This window comes from Candidatus Pelagibacter sp. PS_06, from assembly GCF_059418045.1.
Genome location: NZ_CM182078.1, coordinates 539,942 through 560,982, shown reverse-complemented (window position 1 = coordinate 560,982; position 21,041 = coordinate 539,942). Strand labels below are relative to the sequence as shown.

At 26.7% G+C, this 21,041-nt stretch carries 21 protein-coding genes and 1 pseudogene; 10 read left to right on the top strand and 12 right to left on the bottom strand.

Annotation, left to right across the window (positions count from 1 at the left end):
• Both AC5SLZ_RS02670 and AC5SLZ_RS02665 read right to left on the bottom strand, forming a co-directional pair.
• Positions 1-1,356, bottom strand: coding sequence for a sigma-54-dependent transcriptional regulator (locus AC5SLZ_RS02670; RefSeq protein WP_494616062.1), 1,356 nt, complete (start codon positions 1,354-1,356; stop codon positions 1-3).
• The gene (locus tag AC5SLZ_RS02665) at positions 1,356-3,137 is read right to left on the bottom strand and encodes a sensor histidine kinase NtrY-like (protein ID WP_494616061.1); all 1,782 of its coding nucleotides are present in this window, start codon (positions 3,135-3,137) and stop codon (positions 1,356-1,358) included. The genes AC5SLZ_RS02670 and AC5SLZ_RS02665 overlap by 1 nt, the downstream gene beginning before the upstream one ends.
• A gap of 25 nt (positions 3,138-3,162) precedes the next feature.
• On the opposite strand from AC5SLZ_RS02665, the gene ispF reads away from it, so the two are divergent.
• From ispF to AC5SLZ_RS02650, 3 genes are read left to right on the top strand one after another with little or no spacing between them, the layout of a single operon-like run.
• Positions 3,163-4,263: a 2-C-methyl-D-erythritol 2,4-cyclodiphosphate synthase gene (gene ispF, locus AC5SLZ_RS02660; RefSeq protein ID WP_494616059.1), complete on the top strand. Its 1,101-nt coding sequence runs from the start codon at positions 3,163-3,165 to the stop codon at positions 4,261-4,263.
• On the top strand, positions 4,260-4,751 hold the full coding sequence (locus tag AC5SLZ_RS02655) for a phosphatidylglycerophosphatase A family protein (protein WP_494616058.1): 492 nt from the start codon (positions 4,260-4,262) through the stop codon (positions 4,749-4,751). The genes ispF and AC5SLZ_RS02655 overlap by 4 nt, the downstream gene beginning before the upstream one ends.
• A complete protein-coding gene (locus tag AC5SLZ_RS02650; RefSeq protein WP_494616056.1) occupies positions 4,751-5,215 on the top strand; it encodes a CinA family protein in 465 nt (154 codons plus the stop codon). Before AC5SLZ_RS02655 ends, AC5SLZ_RS02650 begins: the two co-directional genes overlap by 1 nt.
• Here AC5SLZ_RS02650 and AC5SLZ_RS02645 read toward each other — a convergent pair.
• The 8 genes from AC5SLZ_RS02645 to AC5SLZ_RS02610 are packed head-to-tail and all read right to left on the bottom strand — an operon-like array spanning position 5,207 to position 11,667.
• A complete protein-coding gene (locus AC5SLZ_RS02645; protein WP_494616055.1) occupies positions 5,207-5,671 on the bottom strand; it encodes a type II toxin-antitoxin system RatA family toxin in 465 nt (154 codons plus the stop codon). The genes AC5SLZ_RS02650 and AC5SLZ_RS02645 overlap by 9 nt on opposite strands.
• The gene (gene lipA / locus AC5SLZ_RS02640) at positions 5,671-6,591 is read right to left on the bottom strand and encodes a lipoyl synthase (RefSeq protein WP_494616224.1); all 921 of its coding nucleotides are present in this window, start codon (positions 6,589-6,591) and stop codon (positions 5,671-5,673) included. The genes AC5SLZ_RS02645 and lipA overlap by 1 nt, the downstream gene beginning before the upstream one ends.
• On the bottom strand, positions 6,581-6,883 hold the full coding sequence (locus AC5SLZ_RS02635) for an FtsB family cell division protein (protein WP_494616054.1): 303 nt from the start codon (positions 6,881-6,883) through the stop codon (positions 6,581-6,583). Before AC5SLZ_RS02635 ends, lipA begins: the two co-directional genes overlap by 11 nt.
• On the bottom strand, positions 6,883-8,139 hold the full coding sequence (eno, locus tag AC5SLZ_RS02630) for a phosphopyruvate hydratase (RefSeq protein WP_494616052.1): 1,257 nt from the start codon (positions 8,137-8,139) through the stop codon (positions 6,883-6,885). Before eno ends, AC5SLZ_RS02635 begins: the two co-directional genes overlap by 1 nt.
• Positions 8,139-8,963, bottom strand: coding sequence for a 3-deoxy-8-phosphooctulonate synthase (gene kdsA / locus AC5SLZ_RS02625; protein WP_494616050.1), 825 nt, complete (start codon positions 8,961-8,963; stop codon positions 8,139-8,141). The genes eno and kdsA overlap by 1 nt, the downstream gene beginning before the upstream one ends.
• A complete protein-coding gene (gene pyrG / locus AC5SLZ_RS02620) occupies positions 8,960-10,576 on the bottom strand; it encodes a CTP synthase (RefSeq protein ID WP_494616049.1) in 1,617 nt (538 codons plus the stop codon). Before pyrG ends, kdsA begins: the two co-directional genes overlap by 4 nt.
• 44 nt (positions 10,577-10,620) lie before the next feature.
• Positions 10,621-10,920: a preprotein translocase subunit SecG gene (secG, locus tag AC5SLZ_RS02615; protein ID WP_028037049.1), complete on the bottom strand. Its 300-nt coding sequence runs from the start codon at positions 10,918-10,920 to the stop codon at positions 10,621-10,623.
• Between the two features lie 6 nt (positions 10,921-10,926).
• The gene (locus AC5SLZ_RS02610; protein ID WP_494616048.1) at positions 10,927-11,667 is read right to left on the bottom strand and encodes a triose-phosphate isomerase; all 741 of its coding nucleotides are present in this window, start codon (positions 11,665-11,667) and stop codon (positions 10,927-10,929) included.
• Positions 11,668-11,721: 54 nt separating this feature from the next.
• Between AC5SLZ_RS02610 and AC5SLZ_RS02605 the strand changes: the two genes are divergently transcribed.
• From AC5SLZ_RS02605 to gltX, 7 genes are all read left to right on the top strand, one after another.
• Positions 11,722-13,143, top strand: a complete 1,422-nt coding sequence (locus AC5SLZ_RS02605; RefSeq protein WP_494616047.1) for a SurA N-terminal domain-containing protein — start codon at positions 11,722-11,724, stop codon at positions 13,141-13,143.
• Positions 13,143-14,600, top strand: a complete 1,458-nt coding sequence (gene trpE / locus AC5SLZ_RS02600; RefSeq protein WP_494616223.1) for an anthranilate synthase component I — start codon at positions 13,143-13,145, stop codon at positions 14,598-14,600. The genes AC5SLZ_RS02605 and trpE overlap by 1 nt, the downstream gene beginning before the upstream one ends.
• The gene (locus AC5SLZ_RS02595) at positions 14,600-15,169 is read left to right on the top strand and encodes an anthranilate synthase component II (protein ID WP_494616045.1); all 570 of its coding nucleotides are present in this window, start codon (positions 14,600-14,602) and stop codon (positions 15,167-15,169) included. Before trpE ends, AC5SLZ_RS02595 begins: the two co-directional genes overlap by 1 nt.
• Positions 15,170-15,177: 8 nt before the next feature.
• Positions 15,178-16,161: an anthranilate phosphoribosyltransferase gene (gene trpD / locus AC5SLZ_RS02590; RefSeq protein ID WP_494616221.1), complete on the top strand. Its 984-nt coding sequence runs from the start codon at positions 15,178-15,180 to the stop codon at positions 16,159-16,161.
• A complete protein-coding gene (locus AC5SLZ_RS02585) occupies positions 16,154-16,957 on the top strand; it encodes an indole-3-glycerol-phosphate synthase (protein ID WP_494616044.1) in 804 nt (267 codons plus the stop codon). Before trpD ends, AC5SLZ_RS02585 begins: the two co-directional genes overlap by 8 nt.
• Positions 16,958-17,045: 88 nt before the next feature.
• The gene (gene lexA / locus AC5SLZ_RS02580; protein WP_494616043.1) at positions 17,046-17,723 is read left to right on the top strand and encodes a transcriptional repressor LexA; all 678 of its coding nucleotides are present in this window, start codon (positions 17,046-17,048) and stop codon (positions 17,721-17,723) included.
• 22 nt (positions 17,724-17,745) lie between these two features.
• Positions 17,746-19,146: a glutamate--tRNA ligase gene (gltX, locus tag AC5SLZ_RS02575; protein ID WP_494616041.1), complete on the top strand. Its 1,401-nt coding sequence runs from the start codon at positions 17,746-17,748 to the stop codon at positions 19,144-19,146.
• Here gltX and lpxB read toward each other — a convergent pair.
• Both lpxB and lpxI read right to left on the bottom strand, forming a co-directional pair.
• Positions 19,123-20,258, bottom strand: a pseudogene (gene lpxB, locus AC5SLZ_RS02570) (lipid-A-disaccharide synthase). The gene gltX and the pseudogene lpxB overlap by 24 nt on opposite strands.
• Positions 20,255-21,040, bottom strand: a complete 786-nt coding sequence (lpxI, locus tag AC5SLZ_RS02565) for a UDP-2,3-diacylglucosamine diphosphatase LpxI domain-containing protein (RefSeq protein ID WP_494616039.1) — start codon at positions 21,038-21,040, stop codon at positions 20,255-20,257. The pseudogene lpxB and the gene lpxI overlap by 4 nt, the downstream one beginning before the upstream one ends.
• Between the last annotated feature and the right edge of the window lies 1 nt (position 21,041).

The following is a 21,041-nucleotide window of genomic DNA, read 5'->3' as shown; positions in this document are numbered from 1 at the left end:
TTAATTAAATTCTTTTATTCCTAAAATTTTTAACTTTCTATGTAAGGCTGTTCTTTCCATGCCAACAAAATTTGCAGTTTTTGAAATATTGCCATTAAATTTTTTTAGTTGGATAGTTAAATACTCTTTTTCAAACTTTTCTCTAGCTTCTTTTAGTGGTACAGAAAGGCTATTTTCTGCTATCTGGTCATCAAAATTATCAATTTTTAATGACTCCTTGATAATATTTGAAATTTTATCTTTAGTGTCAGGTTGCAAAATTGCAATTCTTTCAATTAAGTTTCTTAATTCTCTAACATTGCCCTTCCAATTGTGATTTAAGATGTAGCTATTGTTCTCATCAATTTCTAACTCTTTGATGTTATAGTTTTCTGATATTTTTTTAGAAAAATATTTAATTAATAATGGAATATCTGAAATTCTTTGACTTAAAGGTTCGATATTTATTTCAAATACATTTATTCTATGAAACAAATCTTCTCTAAAGTTTCCCAATTGAATTTCTTTTTTTAAATCTTTACTTGATGAACAAATTAATCTTACGTTAACACTGATATCATTATTTCCATTAACTCTTTTAAATTTTTGATCTGTTAATACACGTAAGATTTTTGATTGAATATTGAGTGGTATTTCAGAAATTTGATCAATTAGTAAGGTCCCCTTGTTAGCTTTTTCAAGAGCCCCATAAGATATGGATCCATTTTCTTTTTCTTCACCAAATAATTCAAGTTCATATTTATTTGAGTCTAGCAAAGCCCCATTTAGAACAACAAATGAATTTTTATTTCTTCCAGAGTTTTTATGTATTTTTCTTGCTACTAATTCTTTTCCAGTTCCTGAGGGACCGCATATAAAAACTCTACTTTCTGTTAACGAAATCTTTTTTATTTGATCAATTATATTAATTGTATTTTTACTGTTACCAATAAGATCATAAGAAGAAAATAATTTACTTTCATATTCTCTATTTTGTTTTTTGAGGTTATAATTTTCAACAGCGCGACTTACAAAATTTAACAATCTTTCTTGATCAAACGGTTTTTCTATAAATTCAAAAGCACCATGATGTAAAGATTTTATAGCCATCTCAATATTTGCGTGACCTGAAATTATTATAACAGGAACATCTTTATTCTTGGTTTTGATATGTGATAAAAGTTCAATTCCATCATTATCACCTTTGTCTAGTTTAACATCCAATATAGCTACATCAGGAAGTTTTTTATCTATTTCAGCTAAGGCTTGATTAAAATTAGCAGCAATCCTTGTTTTGTAACCAGCGTCTATAATCAATTCATTAATAATATTTCTAATATCAGCGTTATCATCAACTATTAAAATTTCAGCACTCATTATTTATTAAATATAATTTTTATTATTGCCCCATCATCTTTGGATATAAATTCAATATTACCATTGTGATCATTAATAATTTTATTAACTATTGATAAGCCTAATCCGGTTCCCTTTTTTTTAGTTGTAAAGTATGGGTTTAAAATTTCTTTAATATTATTATTTAAATTTTTAAATCCAATTCCATTATCATTAATGACAAGGCTTATATGGCTATCAAAATTATTAAGTTCAATAGTAATATTTTTGTTAAAATCACTAACTTTTTCAGTTTTTTGCTGAATGCTTTCAATTGAATTTTTAATTAAATTAAGAAAAACTCTGCTTAATTGCTCTTTATCACCATCAAAAAATAATTGCTGATTATTATGTATAAAATCTATTTTAATAGTTAGATCTAATTCTTGTAGTAATTTAACATTATCTTTTATTAAAATAACTAGATCATTTTTTTGAAATATTGGTTTTGGCATTCTTGCAAAATCGGAAAATTCATTAACTAATTTTTCAATTTGTTTAATTTGATTGTTAATAATCATTAAATTTTCATTAAAATTTTCTTTATTTTTTTCTTCTAATTCAATTGAATATTTATTTTTTAATCTATCAATTGTTAATTGAATTGGTGTTAGTGGATTTTTAATTTCATGAGCAAGTTTTCTTGCTAGACTACCCCATGCTTCGTGTCTTTCGTTTATAATTAATTTATCTTGTTGATCTTTTAAACGATCTATCATTTGATTAAAATTTTTATTTAATATCTCTAAATCTTTATCAGTTTTAACTTCAGGAACTTTAATATCCAAATTTCCCTCTCCAATTGAAGTTGAGGCTAAAATCAAATTATTAATTGATCTAAAGAATCTAGAAGAAAATCTAATAGCTATTGAAATAGATATGAATAATAGAAGTGAAACAATGACAATATAAATGATTGCAAAAGAAATTTTAATTCCAGAGCTTTTTTCTTCAACCGTATAATAAAAATTTATAGCTTCTTCAGTTTCAGTTAAATATTTTGAAATATCTTTATCAAGATATTTAACTACATAAATAAATCTATCTTTGAAATTTTGAAGACGCATGATGGCAGCAGATCTATTTTCTAAAGCGTTTATAATTTTTAAAGGACGATCATCATCCAACACAAGATTTAAAGCTTCATCAACTGGAGGCATATATATTACATCATCCCCTAAAATTGAGAATAATGGTTTTTTTTCTAAATCAATTATATGAATTTCATCAACGCCTCTAATTATTTTCTGAGTTCGCAAAAACCTTTCATACTCTTCTTCATTATCATTCAAAAATTTTTTACTTTTATTTACATCAAAGGCAATAAGAACTATTTCTGATTGAATTTTATTTCTAACCTCATCAACATAATCTCTGGCTAATTCATAAGAGTTATTAACAACTGTTGTAACTTTTTTGTCAAAATATTTTTCGAGAGCAAATGAAAAAAGAAATAAAGAAAAAATTGATATCAATAAAGAAGGTATAAAAGTAAATAATGCAAAGTATGTGATGTATTTTTTATTTGAATTTAATCCATCCTTATCAATGTCGTTTTTGATAGTTTTTTTAATTTCTAAAAAAATAAAAATAAAAAGAAATGCGAGTAAAACAATATTTAGAATTAATAAATACTGTAAATTTTGACTTGAAAGCTCTATGGGGCTTTTATCTATAAATGTTAAAAAAGTTAAAAAACCTATAGATAATGTGATAATAAATAGGAAAATTAAATATATGTTTTTTTTGATAAAATCGTACATTCTTAAATAGTAATCACCTTAAATGATGAATAATTATTTTATAATACTTGCGTCCGGACAAAGCAAAAGATTTAATTCAAATCAACTAAAACAATTTATTACCTATAAAAATAAAGCTCTTTTTGAACATTCTTTAGACAAAGCAATAAGCTCAAAACTTTTTAAGAAAATTATTTTAGTTGTTAATGATAAAAAACAAATCAAAAAAAAATATTCTAATGATGTTGTGATTATTAAGGGTGGTAAAGAAAGATCTGACTCTTCATTAATAGCTTTAAAATACATTAAAAAATTCAAACCAAATAATGTCTTAATACATGATGCCGCAAGACCAAATTTTACTATTGGTCTTTTAAATAAATTAATTAACTCTCTAAAAAAAAATAAAGCATCTATTCCTGTTATTTCTTCAATAGACTCGATAAAATATAAAGTTAAAAACCAATTATTTAATCTTAATAGAAAAAACTCTTACTTAACGCAAACGCCACAAGCATTTAAGTTCAAAGATATTTATTATCTATCTATAAAACAAAAAAATATAATTCAAGATGAGGCAACACTGTTTATTGATAATAATTTGAAAATTAATTTCATTAACGGTGAAACTTTAAATAATAAAATTACCTTTAAAGAAGATATCATTAATACAAAAACTTATTTTGGTATTGGATTTGATATTCATAGATTAATTAAAGATAAAAAACTTTATTTAGGTGGGGTTAAAATCCCTTTTCATTCAGGTCTAAAAGGTCATTCGGATGGCGATGTAATTTTACATTCAATAATTGATGCTCTATTGGGTGCGATGAGAAAAAAAGATATAGGAACTTTTTTTCCAGATAATAAAAATAGATTTAAAAATATTAGATCTCCAAAAATGCTAAAACCTATTGTTGATATTTTAAATAGAAATAAATTCTATATCAATAATTTAGATATTAATTTAATATGCGAACAACCTAAAGTTTCCAAATATAGAAATAAAATAATAAATTCTTTATCTAATTTATTAAATTTAGATAAAGATTTAATTAATTTAAAAGGTAAAACTGTTGAAAAATTAGGATTAATTGGAAAGGAAAAAGCTATAGCCTGTGAAGTTATTTGCTCAATATCTCAATGAAGAAAATAAATGTACTAATATCAACTTTCTTTGGTTATGGTTATTTAACTAAAATACCAGGAACCGTTACATCATTAGTTACCGCTGTATTTATTTATATTGCCTATGAATACCTTGGGTATACTGATCTTAAATTTTCAATAATTTTTTTTAGTCTTTTATTTTTCTATTCATTTTATGCAGTTAAGGATGCTGAAAGTGAGTTTAAGAATAAAGATCCTAGACAAATAGTTATTGATGAAGTTTTGGGTCAAGCTATGCCTTTAATATTGCTGTTATATTTAAACCAAACTAATCGACTAAATATGCAAATTGAAATATATTATGTTTTGTCATTCGTATTCTTTAGGTTTTTTGATATTTTAAAACCTTTTCCAGTTAGTTATTTTGATAAAAATTTTAAAAATTATTTTGGAATAATTATGGATGATATAATGGCTGGACTTTATTCAATGTTATTAATTTATATTATAAGTCTTAAATTTTGATGAGCATCCAATTACTTCACAAAAAACTGATAAAAAAGAAATTAACTATATCTGCAGCCGAGTCTTGTACTGGTGGGTTATTGGCTCATAATTTAACTAAATTAGCCAACTCATCAAAATATTTTCAAATGGGGCTAACCACCTACTCCAATCAAGCAAAAATTAAGATATTAAAAGTAAATAAAAACATAATTAAGAAATATGGAGCTGTAAGCAAAGAGTGCTGTAAATCTATGGTCCAAAATTTATCTAAAATTTCAAAAAGTAAAATAAATATTTCAATTACTGGAATTGCTGGACCTGGTGGGGCTTCCAAAAACAAACCTGTGGGTTTAGTTTATATTGGAATAAAAAAAGGCAGAGTATTACTTATTAAAGAAAATAAATTTCAATCAAAAAAACGAGGTCAAATTCAAAAAGCTACAGTCAAAAAGGTAATTAGCATTATTTTAAAATTAATTTAATGGATCTTCTATAGATCTATAAAGATTTTCTGCTCTTTTTTGAAAAGCATCTGCTATCTTGTTCAAACAAAACTCAAAAGACTTGGACATCAAAACATTTAAGAATTTATTCTCAATTTCAAAATCAATATCAAAAAAAATTTCAGTGCCCCCCTTTGTTTCATTAAAAATCCAATTATTTTCTAAGTGATTTAATGGTCCTCCTATATTGGTTACATTTATAGTACTGTTTTCTTTGTCAAATTTTACATCACTTTTATAGGTATCTTTAAATGGTCCTTTACCAATGGTGAGATCAGCAATAATTAAAATTTGATTACCTTCTTTATTTCTTTCATAAACATGCGAATCTAAACAAAAAGGAACAAACTCTGGATATTTTTCAATATTAAGAACTAAATCTACAAGTTGATCTTTTTTACATTCAATTAATCTCTTAACTGATGCTTTAGGCATTAATGTTTGTTTAATCTGTTTTGTTGAAGTTGAGCAAAATCTTCATCAGCATGATATGATGATCTTGTAAGTGGAGATGAAGAAACTAACAAAAACCCTTTTGCTTTAGCTATTGTTCCCAAATCATCAAATTCTTTTGGAGTATAATATCTATCAAGCGGATAGTGTTTTGTTGATGGTTGCAGATATTGACCAATAGTTAAAAAATCTACATCTGCGGCTTTTAAATCATCCATCACTTGTAAAATTTCATCTCTACTCTCACCTAACCCAACCATAATTCCAGATTTGGTAAATACATTCTTGTTAATTTTTTTAACATTTTTTAAAAGTTCTAATGAAGAAAAGTATCTTGAGCCTGGTCTGACTTTTAAATACAAGCTTGGTACAGTTTCGATATTGTGATTAAAGACATCAGGATTTGCATCAAGAACCTTTTTATACGCATCTCCTTTTCTTAAAAAATCTGGTGTAAGGACTTCAATAGTAGTATTTGGATTTTGTTTTCTTGTTTGATTTATCGTTTCATAAAAATGTTCAGATCCTCCATCTTCTAAATCATCTCTATCTACAGACGTGATAACAACATGTTTTAAATTTAATTTTTTTACAGCTTGAGCGATTTTAACAGGCTCTAGTTGATCCAATTTTCCAGGTAAACCAGTTTTAACATCACAAAAAGCACATGCTCTTGTGCAAGTATCCCCCATGATCATAAATGTTGCATGTCTTTTACTCCAACATTCGGTAATATTTGGACAATTAGCTTCCTGGCAAACGGTTACTAAATTATTATTATTTACAATTGTTTTTGTTAAGAAAAACTCTTTACTATTTACAAGTTTGGACCTTATCCAATCTGGTTTTTTTTTAATTGGATTGATTGGCTTATTTTCTTTTTCAGGATGTCTAGTTTTCATCATTTTTAATTATATAGATTGTCTCGCCTTCTTTACCAAATAAAAACCTCTTTCTAATTAGAGTTTCCACATAATCAAGGTCCAAATTTGTACTTAATAATGAGTTCTTGTGTTCCATGTCTGTTATTTTGCTAGTTAAGGATATTTCTTTTTTTTTCAAGTTGGACAAATGTTCTTTTTTTTCAATATAGGAAAATAATCCTCTTTCACCAGATACAAGATTAAAACTAAAGTATAAAATCAGAAATATTGATATTAATAAAAAATAATTTTTTTTTATTAATCTTAGCATTAATCGATTTTATTCATCCTCGCTTTTTTTCCAAGCTCTTCTTCAATACGAATTAATTGATTATATTTAGCAACTCTCTCAGATCTTGCTAATGATCCAGTTTTTATTTGATTAGAATTTGTCCCAACAGATAAATCAGAAATAAATGTGTCTTCACTATCTCCTGATCGATGAGATATGATTGTTTTATAACCTATAGTTTGAGCAAATTTAATAACATCTAAGGTCTCAGAAACTGTACCAATCTGATTGAGTTTAATCAAAATTGAATTAGATGAAATATTCAAAAAACCTTTTTTAAGTCTTTCAAGATTAGTTACATATAAATCATCTCCCACAATTTGAACATTGTTGACTGATTTCATCAATTTATTCCAAGCCAGCCAATCATTTTCTGCAAAAGGGTCTTCGATTGATTTTATTTTATATTTGTTAATAATTTTTTGATATTCTTTGATCGATTTTTCTACAGAGATATAACTTTTAGAATGAATTGAGTATTTATTCTTTTTAAATAATTCATTGGCTGCAACATCAAGACATATAGAAACATCTTTGCCATTTTTAAAACCTGCTTTTTTAATTGCAGAAACAATTAAATCTAGCGCTTGATTATTGCTACTGATCATTGGAGCAAAACCCCCTTCATCACCAACGGATGTCGATAACCCATTGTCTTTAATTAGCTTACTTAGACTTTTAATAACTAAAAAACAAACTCTCATTGCTTCAGAAAAACTTTTTGCTCGATCAGGTCTTATCATAAATTCTTGAATTCTAAGTCCATTGTTAGCGTGAGCCCCACCATTAATGATATTCATCAAAGGATAAGGAAGTTGAAAATTTTTCTTAACTGAAAATGTTTTATATAAAGGTAATTTTTTAACTTTAGCTGAAAGTTTTTTAACAGCCATAGAAACAGCTAACATTGCATTTGCCCCAAGGTTTGCTTTTTGTCTTGTACCATCAAGGTTAATTAGAAGAGTATCAATTCGTTCTTGATTATGAACATTTTGACCTTTTAGTTTTTTTGAAATTTTTGTATTAACTAAATTAACTGCATTAAAAACACTTTTGCCTAAATATCTTTTATTGTTTTTATCTCTTTTTTCATAAGCCTCAAAAGTTCCAGTAGATGCGCCAGAGGGACAAATAGCTGAAGCACTATTATTTTTTACATAAACTTCAGCTTCAACTGTTGGATTACCTCTACTATCAAAAACTTGTCTTGCTTTTACTTTTAAGATTTTGCTCACTACTTTTTAATTAAATTATCAATATCAGTTAATTGTTTAAGTAAATTTTCTAACTTATCTAAAGGAACCATATTTGGTCCATCAGAAGGTGCATTATCAGGATCTTGATGAGTTTCAATAAACACTCCTGCAACTCCTACAGCAACGGCAGCTCTTGCTAAATATTCAACAAACTCTCTTTGTCCACCAGAAGACTCTCCTTGACCACCTGGTTGTTGAACAGAATGTGTTGCATCAAAAATAACTGGATAACCATTTTTTGCCATTATGGGTAGTGATCTCATATCTGATACTAAAGTATTGTAACCAAAACTAGCTCCTCTTTCTGTAACTAAAATATTTTCATTTCCAGAGTCTGCTATTTTTTTAGTAACATTAACCATGTCCCATGGAGCTAAGAACTGTCCCTTTTTAACATTTATAATCTTATTCGTTTTAGCAGCAGCAATTAAAAGATCTGTTTGTCTGCATAAAAATGCTGGTATCTGTAAAATATCAACATGATCTTTTAATAATGAACATTGTTCTGCGTTATGAATGTCTGTTAAAATTGGAACGTTTAGTTCTTTTTTAATTTTATCAAATACTGGAAGGGAAGCTTCTAAACCTGCCCCTCTTTGACCTTTTATACTGGTTCTATTAGCTTTATCGAATGAAGTTTTATAAATAAATCCAATATCAAATTTTTTTGTAATTTCTTGAATTTTACCTGCCATATCCATTGCATGTTGTTCTGTTTCAAGCTGACAAGGACCAGCAATAATGCAAATTTTATTATTATTTGAAATTTCTATTTTTCCGCAATTAACTTTTTTACTACTCATTTATGATTTTTTGCTGCTTTGATAAAAGATGAGAATAAAGGATGAGGGACTAAAGGTCTAGATTTAAATTCTGGATGAAATTGTACTCCAATATACCAAGGGTGGTTTTTTAACTCTATAATTTCTGGTAATTTATTATCTGGTGATAATCCTGAAAAAATCATACCTTTTTTTTCAAATTTTTCTTTAAAAGCAATATTCACTTCATATCTGTGTCTATGTCTTTCATGAATTGCTTTAGATTTATATATTTTTCTAATTAATGAATTATCTTTTAACTTAGCCTCATATGAACCCAATCTCATTGTTCCACCCAAATCTTTATCGGTTCCCTTAATTTTTTTACCATCTTTTGTCCATTCATTAATTAATCCAATGATTGGCAGCCCTTTTTTATCAAATTCACTCGATGTAGCATTTTTTAAACCTAATTGATTTCGTGCAAACTCAATAATTGCCATTTGCATTCCATAACAAATGCCTAGGAAAGGAACTTTATTTATTCTAGCATATTTAATTGCCTCAATTTTTCCATCTGTTCCTCTTTTTCCAAATCCACCAGGTATTAATATTCCCGAAATATTTTTGAGCTTCACCTTAATTTCTGAAACTTTTAATTTTTCAGAATCTATTCTAACTAGATTTACCTTTACCTTATTATCAATACCACCATGAGTTAATGCTTCATCTAATGATTTATAAGCATCTTTAAGCTCAACATACTTACCAATGATTGCGATATTTACTTGCTTTTTGTTGTTAAGAATAATCTTAGTTATTTTTTTCCAGGGATTTAAGTTTGCAGATTTCTTAGATTTTAGTTTGAAATAATTTAAAACTTGAATATCTAGCTTTTCTTTAAAAAAACTCATGGGAGCTTCATAAATAGTTCTGACATCAACTGTTTCAATTACATTCTTAATGTCTACATTGCAAAACAAAGAAATTTTCTTTCTATGTTCAAGAGGTATTGGTCTTTCCGATCTACAAATTATTATATCTGGCTGAATTCCAATACTTCTTAATTCTTTAACTGAATGTTGAGTTGGTTTTGTTTTAATTTCATCAGAAGCCTTTAAATAAGGAACCAATGTTAAGTGAATAAACAATGCATTTTTTTTACCCACATCATTTGCAAACTGCCTGATTGCTTCGACAAATGGTAAACTTTCTATATCTCCTACAATTCCTCCAATTTCACAAATTACAAAATCCTCTTTTGAAGAGTCGTTTTTAATAAACTGTTTGATGCGATTTGTGATATGTGGAATTACTTGTACTGTTTTTCCTAAATACTCACCTTTTCTCTCTTTCTTAAGAACATCACTGTAAATTTTTCCAGTTGTAATATTGTCTGATTTTTTTGCTGATACTCCAGAAAACCTTTCGTAATGACCTAAATCTAAATCAGTTTCCGCACCATCATCAGTGACATAAACTTCTCCGTGTTGAAATGGACTCATGGTTCCAGGGTCTACGTTAAGATATGGATCTAATTTTCTTAATCTAACTTTATACCCTCTGGATTGTAATAAATAAGCAAGTGAAGCTGAAGAAAGACCTTTTCCTAATGAAGAAACCACACCGCCGGTGACAAATATAAATCGCGCCATGGAAGTATCTTATAGCGAATAAAAATTGAATTGAAAACTATAAATTAATTATTTTCGGGAATTGAAGGTGTATCTTCTGTTTTTTCTTCAATTGTATCTAAAACAGAACTTGTTGGAGTTAATTCAGCTCTGGAAATAATAGTTAATGCTAAACTACAAATTATAAAAAGAGTAGCAACAATCGCTGTAGCTTTAGTCATAAAACCACCTGCAGATCTCGATAGCATAAAATTTTCCTGAGAAACTCCTATACCCAGAGCACCTCCTTCAGATCTTTGTAAAAGTATTAAAGAAACTAAAATCAGAGCTAAAATGATATTAATTACAAGAAGTATGTTTTCCATGGTGGGTTAATTAAAGGTTTTTTTAATTATATCAATAAATTTTTTTGAGTTTTGTGAGGCTCCACCAATCAAAAAACCATCAATAATGTTGATATCTTTTAATTCAGTAATATTTTTATTATTTACAGAACCACCGTACAAAACTTTTGGAATTTTTCTACGAAATTTACTTTTGATATATGAAATTGAATTTAACAAATCTTTTGATTTTGGAATTAAGCCTGTTCCAATAGACCACACAGGCTCATAAGCTATGATAATATTTGAAGTATCTTTTATAGATTTTAATCCGTTATTAATTTGTTTTGCTAAAACTTTTTTAGTTAATTTTTTTCTTTTTTCACTCAGTGTTTCCCCGATACAAAAGATGACTTTTAAATTTGATTTAATTGCGCTCTTGATTTTTAGATTAATTAATTTGTCTGTCTCTCCAAATTGCCTATTTTCTGAGTGTCCCAAAATAACATATTTAGCTCCAACATTTTTTAACATTTTAGAATTTACATACCCTGTAAACGCTCCATAGTTTTCACTCTCATGACAATTTTGTGCTCCAACTTCTAGTTTTGTTTTTATTAACCTTTTTGATAGTGGGCGAATAAGAGTATTAGGTGGGCAATAAATAATTCTAAACTTGCTATTATTATTATTTTTTGAAAACTTTATAACTCTATCAAGTGAGTTTAATGTTCTTAAATCGCCAAACATTTTCCAATTAGCTATAAAATACATATATTTATTTGTCATAATTGAAATTTTAATCTATAGATTTGTTTTTACAGATCAATAAATTTATAGCTAATGATAGAAACTTTAAAAAAATTTGGTGGAAAAAAATTAGGTGGTTTAATTCTAATTATAGTGATTATAATCGCGTTTGGCTTTGGTGGATTTGGCGGTGGTTTTAGCACTAACAATCAAAACAATATTGCTAAAATTAATAAAACTAATGTAACTACTCAAGATTTCATGAACTATGTTAATCAGAGTGGAATTTCACAACAGGCTATCAGGGAAAATTTAGACAATAATATAATTGAGGAACTTTTATCTGGATTAATCTCAACAACATTAATTGATTTAGAGGTGGAAGATTTTAATCTTTCAATTACAGATTTAACAGTTTTAAAGAAAATTAAAGAAAACAAAAATTTTCAAGATGAAAATAAAGTTTTTCAACGAACAAAGTATGAAAAATTTTTACTATCAAATAATATGTCAGCACCCATGTTTGAATTACAATTAAAAAATCGTGAGCTACAAAAACACCTATTTGATTTTATTGGCGCAGGAACAATTACCCCTGATTTTCTTACTAAAAAAAAATTTGATGAGGAAAATAAATCTTTAAATCTTGAGTATGTAGGAATGAAAAATTTTTATAAAATTAAAGAAGACTTTACAAATTTAGAGATAAATAATTTTTTAGATGAGAATAAAGACCAATTAAAAAGAGAATATATTGATTTTAAATATGTTGTTTTAAACCCTAAAACCTTAATTGGTTTAGAGGAATTCAATCAGGATTTCTTCAATGAAATAGATAAAATTGAAAATAAAATTTCAAATGGAGATGATTTTGAATCTATAATTCAAAATATTAAAACTGATATTACAAAGATTAAGGAATTTACCCCGAGCTCGACAAAAAAAATAAACGAGGATCTAATTTTTTCAAAAAGATCGGCTGAAATTGATTTAATTGAAAATGGAGAAAATTATTTATTGTATTCTATAACTAACAAATATGATCGGGGTCCCAATTTATCAGATCAAGACACAAAAGAAGAAATTCAAGATCTTATATTTCAAAAAAGTAAGTTTGATCTCAATAGAGGTATCTTGGAAGAAATACAAAATAAAAAGTTTGATGATAATAGATTCGAAGAAATGGTTGGAAACAACAAAAAATACTTATCTATTAGTTCAATAAACGATGATGATATGCTTGAAACAAATTCGGTCAAAATGCTCTATTCTTTACCTATTAATTCTTTCACATTAGTTAATGATAAAGAAAATAGAATCTATTTAGTAAAATTAGTTAGCTCAAAAAGAAATAAATTTAATGAAACTGATGAAAATTACATAAATTTTATTAAAAAACAAAATACTAACACAAGAAAATCTATAATCCAATCTTATGATCAATTACTCAACACCAAATATCAGGTCCAATTAAATCAAAAAACTATTGATAGAGTTAAAAATTATTTCAAATGATAATTAATCGAAACTTCAAAGATTTTAAGTTTCGACATAGAAGCAAAAAAAATCAAATTATTTACACTTCTAAAAAAGTAAAAAATGATGATGAGGTAATAAATTTAATAGATAATTTTTTGATTGAAAAAAATAGCTTTATTTTTGAATCTGTTGAAAAAGGAAAAGTTAAAGGTAGATATACTATTTTTGGTAAGAATCCTGACAAGATCTGGGAATTTAATAACAAAAATTCTTATCTAATAAAAAATAAAAAAAAAATTAAATTAAAAGATAAGCCTGAAGGATTAATAGAAAAGATAATTGAGGAATTTAAATTTGAAACTCCCAAAAAATTACCAAAGATTTGTTCTTTAATTTCAGGATATTTTTCATATGATTCTATTCGGTATATTGAAAAAATACCCAATAATTGTAAAAATGACCTTAATTTACCAGATGTAAGATTACTTAGACCTAGGACATTAGTCATTCATGATAATTTAAAAAAAAAAATATTTTATATTGTTAATATATTTAGTGATGAAAAAATTATTAATTATCAAAAGAAGTTTGACGATATAAAATCTGAATTATTTAAACTTACAATTCAATCCTCTTTAAAAAATTTATACAAATCAAAAAATAATCTTGTTAAAGATATTAAAGTAAAATCTAATACGCCAAAAAAGAAATTTCTTAATATGGTTAATAAAGCAAAAAAATATATTAAGTTAGGTGATATCTTTCAGGTAGTCCTAAGCCAAAGGTTTGAGGCAAAACTAACAAAAAATCCTTTAGAGATTTATAAAAAATTAAGAATTACAAACCCCTCTCCTTTTATGTTTTTCTTTAATTTTAATGATTTTCAAATAGTTGGGGCTAGTCCTGAAATACTTGTAAGATTGAGAGACAACAAAATAACTGTGAGGCCAATAGCTGGAACAAGGCCAAGAGGAAAAACCAGAAAAGAAGATATTTATTATGAAAAAGATTTGTTAAAAGATAAAAAAGAATTGTCTGAACATTTAATGCTTTTAGATTTAGGCAGAAATGATGCAGGTAAAGTTTCTAAGATTAATTCTGTTAAGGTTACTGAGAGTTTTATTATTGAAAAATACTCTCATGTTATGCACATTGTTTCTAATGTAATAGGAAAATACAATAAAAAGTTCTCTAAATTTAAGTCTTTGTTGGCAGGATTTCCTGCAGGTACCGTTTCAGGGGCACCAAAAATAAGAGCTATGGAAATTATTGATGAACTAGAATCAACAAGAAGAAAAGTATACGCAGGTGGAATTGGATATTTTTCAGCAAATGGAGAATTTGACACCTGTATTGCGCTAAGAACAGCTGTAGCAAAAAATAAAAAATTTTATGTACAAGCAGGTGCTGGTATTGTTGCGGATAGCAAACCAATTAAAGAATATGAGGAGACTGTTAATAAAGCTAAAGCTTTGATTAACGCTTTAAGATAATGAAAATATTATTGATAGATAATTACGATAGCTTTACATTTAATCTTTATCATTATCTATCATCATTAAAAACAAAAGTTGATGTCATTAGAAATGATAAAATAAACTCTAAAGAAATTATTAAAAAAAAATATAATAAAATTGTAATCTCACCTGGTCCAGGAAATCCAAATCAATCAGGAAATTGTTTGAATATTTTAAAAACTCTTCATCAAGAAATTCCTTTTCTAGGTGTCTGTTTGGGTCATCAAATCATAGGTCAATTTTTTGGCTCTAAAGTTATTCAAGCAAAAAAATTAATGCATGGAAAAACAAGTAAAATTAAATCCAACAAAATTGGAATTTTAAAAAATCTCCCGAATTCATTTGAAGCCACAAGATATCATAGTTTAATTATTGATAAAAAATCATTATCCAAAAGTTTAAAGATTACTGCTGAAACTGATGATGGATTAATAATGGGTGTCCAGCATAAAGAATACAATATTCATGGTGTACAATTCCACCCAGAAAGTATTAAAACTAAAATAGGAATTAAAATATTAAAAAATTTTATAAATTATAAGTAAATGGAAAAATTTTTAGAAAAATTAAAAAAAAAAAAGATTTAACATTTGATGAGAGTAAGTTAGCTTTTGAACTGTTAATGACCGGCAAAGCTAGTGAAAAAGAAATTTATGATTTTTTAATCCTTCTCTCTGAGAAAGAAGAAGTTTCAGATGAGATTGCTGGTGGTGTTTATGTTCTTAGAGAAAAATCAAAAAGAGTAAATGTTAGTGATTGTGTGGACACTTGTGGAACTGGAGGAGATGGCATGAATACTCTTAATATATCTACTGGTTCTGCTTTACTTTTAGCTAGTATGGGAACAAAAGTGGCTAAACACGGCAATAAAGCTGTATCATCTAAATGTGGGTCAGGTGATGTTTTGGAGGCACTTAAAATTAAAATAGATCTTGAACCTAATGATATAGAAAAAGAGATAAACAATAAGAACTTTGGTTTTATGTTCGCACCAAATTACCATAGTGCAATGAGATTTGTTGGGCCTGTAAGAAAAAAAATTGGTAAAAGAACTATTTTTAATATGATTGGTCCATTAAGCAACCCTGCATTAGTTGATAGGCAGGTTGTAGGAGTATTTGATAAAAAATTACTTACAATATTTGCTGAAGGACTTAGAAATTTAAATATTAAATTTGCATGGATTGTAAATAGTGATGACGGTTTAGATGAAATATCTCCCTACACAAAAACAAATGTAATTCAGTTAAAAAATGGAAAAATAACTGAAATTATAATTGATCCAAAAATTCTTAATATAAATGCTGAAAAATTTGAAAATTTAATTGGAGATGATGCAAAATTCAATGCTGATAAAATGATTGAAATTTTTAAAGGTAAAGATAATGATTTTTCAAAAGCAGTCTGTTTAAACGCTGCAGCCGGTTTAATTGTTGGAGAAAAATGTGGTGAATTTTCTAAAGCATATAATCTTGCAAGAGAATTTATACTTTCTGGTAAAACTTATACATATTTAAAAAAAATACAAAATGTCTGAAAATATACTTGAAAAAATAATCATTAAGAAAAAATTAGAATTAGAGATAAGCAAGACTAGCAATTCTATAGAAAGTTTTTTGAATGTAATAGAAAATAACAATCACAAAAGTATATATATAAATTTTAAAGAAAAAATTGAACAAAACATTAAAGAGAATAAAATTTCAATCATTTCAGAAATTAAGCAAGCTAGTCCTTCAGCTGGAATAATAATTGAGAATTATGATCCTGTAGAAATAGCAAAGGTTTATAATAAAAAAAAAGTAACTTGTCTTTCTGTACTAACTGAGCAAGATTATTTTAAAGGAAAGATTTATGATGTTGCTAAAATTAAATTAGCTAACATAAAATTACCAATTTTATGTAAAGATTTTTTTATAGACAAATGGCAAGTACCTTTTGCAAAAGCTAATGGTGCAGATGCAATTTTAATTATTCTGGCTGGTGTATCTGATCATTTGGCTGATGAATTATATGAAGAAGCATTAGGATTTAACATGTCCGTTATTGTAGAAGTCCATACTATAGATGAGGCTAAAAAAGCTTTAAGATTTAAAGATGCTTTAATTGGAATTAACAATAGAAATTTAAAAACTCTTAAAACTGATATAAATACAACCTACGATATTCATAATGTGCTTATTGACCATCCTGGACCTTTAATTTCTGAAAGTGGAATTAAAACAAAAGATGAACTTTTAGACTTGAATGATAAAACTTCTATTAAAACTTTTTTGATTGGTGAATCACTTTTAAAAAATTTATCAGAAAATTCTATTTTTTCAGTTTTATAGTCAAATTAACCCCTATTTTACACATTTTTTTACTATTGTTTATTTAAAAGAACTTTTATAGAACATTATCTGTACGATATTTGTTCTTATGCTTACAAAAAAACAAAAAAACCTACTTTTATTTATCAACAAAAAGTTGAGAAGCTCTGGTGTTTCACCTTCTTATGAAGAAATGAAACATTCACTTAATTTAAAATCTAAGTCTGGAATTCATAGATTGATTAGTGCTTTAGAAGAGAGAGGGTTTATTAAAAGATTGGCTCATAAAGCAAGAGCTTTAGAAGTAATTAAATTACCAGAAACAGCATCTGCAAATGATATTTATAATAATTTTTCTCCGAGTGTAATTAAGGGTGGATTGGATGAAGTGAACATTAATTCTGATGACATTGAAGTGCCAGTTCTTGGAAAAATAGCTGCTGGAACCCCAGTGGAAGCTATACAAAATGAAGTGTCAAGAATTCCTTTGCCAAGCAATTTGGAAAAAAATGGTGATTATTTTGGATTAAAAGTTCAAGGTGATTCAATGATAGAAGCAGGTATCAATGAAGGTGATACTGTAATTATTAGAAGAACTGACACAGCAGATAATGGAAAAATTGTTGTAGCTTTAATTGATGAACATGAGGCTATGCTTAAAAGGATCCGTAAAAAAGGCAAAGTCGTAGCACTTGAAAGTGCTAACAGGAACTATGAAACTAAGATTTTTGGACCAGATAGAGTTAAAGTTCAAGGAGTTTTGGTATCTTTATATAGAAACTTTTAAAAAAATAGTCTAAACAACATTGATGTCAAATGTAGCAACTAGATTTGCTCCCTCACCTACTGGAGCTCTTCATATTGGGGGTGTGAGAACAGCACTATTTAATTGGTTATTTTCTAAAAACAAAAAAGGGACATTTCACCTTAGAATTGAGGATACAGATAAAGAAAGATCTAAGGATGAACATAAAATTCAAATTATCAAATCTCTAAAATGGATTGGAATAGAACATGATGGTGAGGAATATATTCAATCAACTAAAATTAAAGATCACATAGATATAGCAAGTAAATTACTAGACAATGGTAACGCTTATAAGTGCTACTGTTCTAATGAAGAAATTGAAGAACAAAAAAAAAGAGCTAGACAAAAAAAACTTCCTTATATCTATAATAGAAAATGGAGAGATATACCAGACTCTGAGGCTCCTAAAGATATTAAACCAGTAATAAGATTTAAAAGTAAAATAAAAGGGTCAACAGTATTAAAAGATTTAGTTCAAGGTGATGTTGAAATTGACAATAGTACAATTGAAGATTTCATAATTTTACGAAACGATGGAACCCCAACATATAATTTATCTGCGACTGTCGATGATCATCAAATGAATATGACACACATTATTAGAGGAGATGATCATAAAATTAATACCTTCAAACAAATGCAAATTTATTTAGCAATGAATTGGGATTTGCCGAAATTTGCACATATACCACTTATCCATACAATAGAAGGTAAAAAATTATCAAAAAGAGATAATGCATCAACATTAGATGATTATTCTAAGATTGGCATAATGCCCGATGCTTTAAGAAATTATTTACTTAGATTAGGTTGGTCTTATGAAGATAAGGAAATATTTACTCTTGATGAAAGTATAGAGCACTTTAACTTAGAAGGTGTTGGCAAATCTCCTTCAAAACTAGATATGAGCAGAATTTTATCAATGAATGAGCATTATATTAAAAACATAGATGAAAATGATCTCTACAAACATCTTGTTGAATATTGTGAAATTTACAAAAAAAAAATAAGTCCAGCAAAAGAGTTAAAAATCAAAATGTCACTATCTTTTCTTAAAAATAAAGCAAAAACTTTGGAAGATATTTATAATAATGCGAAATATATAATACTAGATAAAATTGAATTCAATGATGAGGATTTAAAATTAATAGATGAAAAGTCAAAAAACATAATAAAAGAATTTAATAACGATCTAACAAATATAGAATATTTGAATAAAGAAAACCTTGAGCCAATTGTAAATAAACTAATGAAAAAATATGAAACAAATTTTAAAGGAATTGGCCAACCACTGAGAGTAGCCCTAACAGGATCTAAATTTGGCCCAGGACTGTACGATATTATCGTTTCTTTAGGCAAAGAAGAGATTAAGAAAAGATTAGGGATTAAGATACTTGTTTAAAATTAAAGCTGACTCATTTGATGAGGAAGATTTAGATCTAATACCATTTAATGTATCATTACAAGTTTTTAGCTGTTTTTTTATTAAATCTGGATTTTTTAATAAATAGATTACAGAGTTAAAAATTTCCTTAGAATTGCATTCTTTTTGTAATAATTCAGGAATTACTTCTCTGTCATTAATAATGTTAATAATGTTGGCAAATTTGATATTTGCTAAGAATTTGAAAATCATAAAATTTAGAAAACTTAACTTGTAGATTATTATTGAAGGTATATTTAAATTACAAATTTGCAACGAAACTGTTCCTGATTTAGAAACAGCAAAAATAGAATTAGATAAAACTTTTAATTTAATGTTTTCATCCGAAACAACATCAATATTTTTTAGATTAGATTTTTTAATTTGATCAGTCACAAATATCTTATTTTCATTTGTTGCATGAAAAATATAATCATAATTATAATTTTTTTTATGCATTAACTTTATAAAATCTAACAATATTGGCATTAAAACAGTAGTTTCTGATTTTCGACTACCTGGAAATATTGATATAATCATTCTATCTTTTGAAATCAAATTATTTGAGAAAATTTTTACATTTTCTTTATCTTCTATTAATGGATGACCTACAAAAGTAGTTTTAATATTTTCTTTTTCAAAATACTCTTTTTCAAAACTAAATAATAAAAGCATATGATCTATAAATTTTTTAATTTTTTTAACTCTATTTCTTCGCCAGACCCAAACTTTAGGAGCAACATAGTGAACTGTTGTTATCTTGTTATTTAACTTTTTAACTCTATCTGCCACTCTTAGTGTAAAGTCAGGGCTATCTACGCTTAATAATATATCGGGATCAAATTTTAAAATTTCATCGACTGTTTTACTGATTTTTTTTTTATCTTAAAAATATTTAATAATACACTGGTAAAACCAAGATAAGTAATATCCTTTAAATCATAAATAGATCTTATACCCAAATTATTTAAATGTTCACCTCCAACAGATAAATATTCAATGTCAGGATTTTGAATTTTTAACTTTGCAATTATTGAAGAAGCTAATTTGTCACCTGAGGGTTCTCCCGTTAATATAAAAATTTTTTTCATAAAACCTTTATAAAAATTTTATTTTTATTTGCAAAACTTATACATTTATATTTGTCTAAAAAAATATTGTGCATAGATTTTAAAACTATCCCCTTTAAACCAAATTTTTTACAGTCTTTTAAAGTATTAAATCCAATCGTTGGTAGGTCTAATCTTAAATCTTGTTTTGATTTAGGTAATTTTATTAATATTCCCTCAGTTTTCTTTTTTAATTTTGAAAGCATCTTTTTTGTTCCCTGTTTACCTTCTGTTGCTACTATATTATCATCTTTAACAATAATTGCCTGAACATGATCCAAGTTGTTTAAACTTTTGAAATATTTTATTCCGTTATTAATTGAACTAACATCTCTTAAGTTCGGTTTTATTTTTGAATAATTTCCAGATTTCAATGATAATTCTGGATTATAAAAGTTTGAACGAATAACTCTAATTTTTTCTGAACTTAGTATTTTGATTATTGTTTTTAAGATTGCAGCATCACCAAATTTAGCAGCCTTAAGTATACTTGGCATATAATAAATACCTTTTAAATCCAATCTTAAAGTGAAAAAATTTGGCTTTGTAATCTTGCCTGCGAATAAAACTCTTTTTGTCCTTTTTTTATTAATCAGATCAATTATTTTTCCAAATTTACCTATACTTATTCGAAATGAATTTTTATCATTTTTAAAAATATTATTTTTTGAGAGATCAATAATAAAATATTTTATATTTAATCTTTTTATTTTTTTAAGAACTATCTTTGGAAAATCGGTATCACCTAAAAATAATCCAATCATC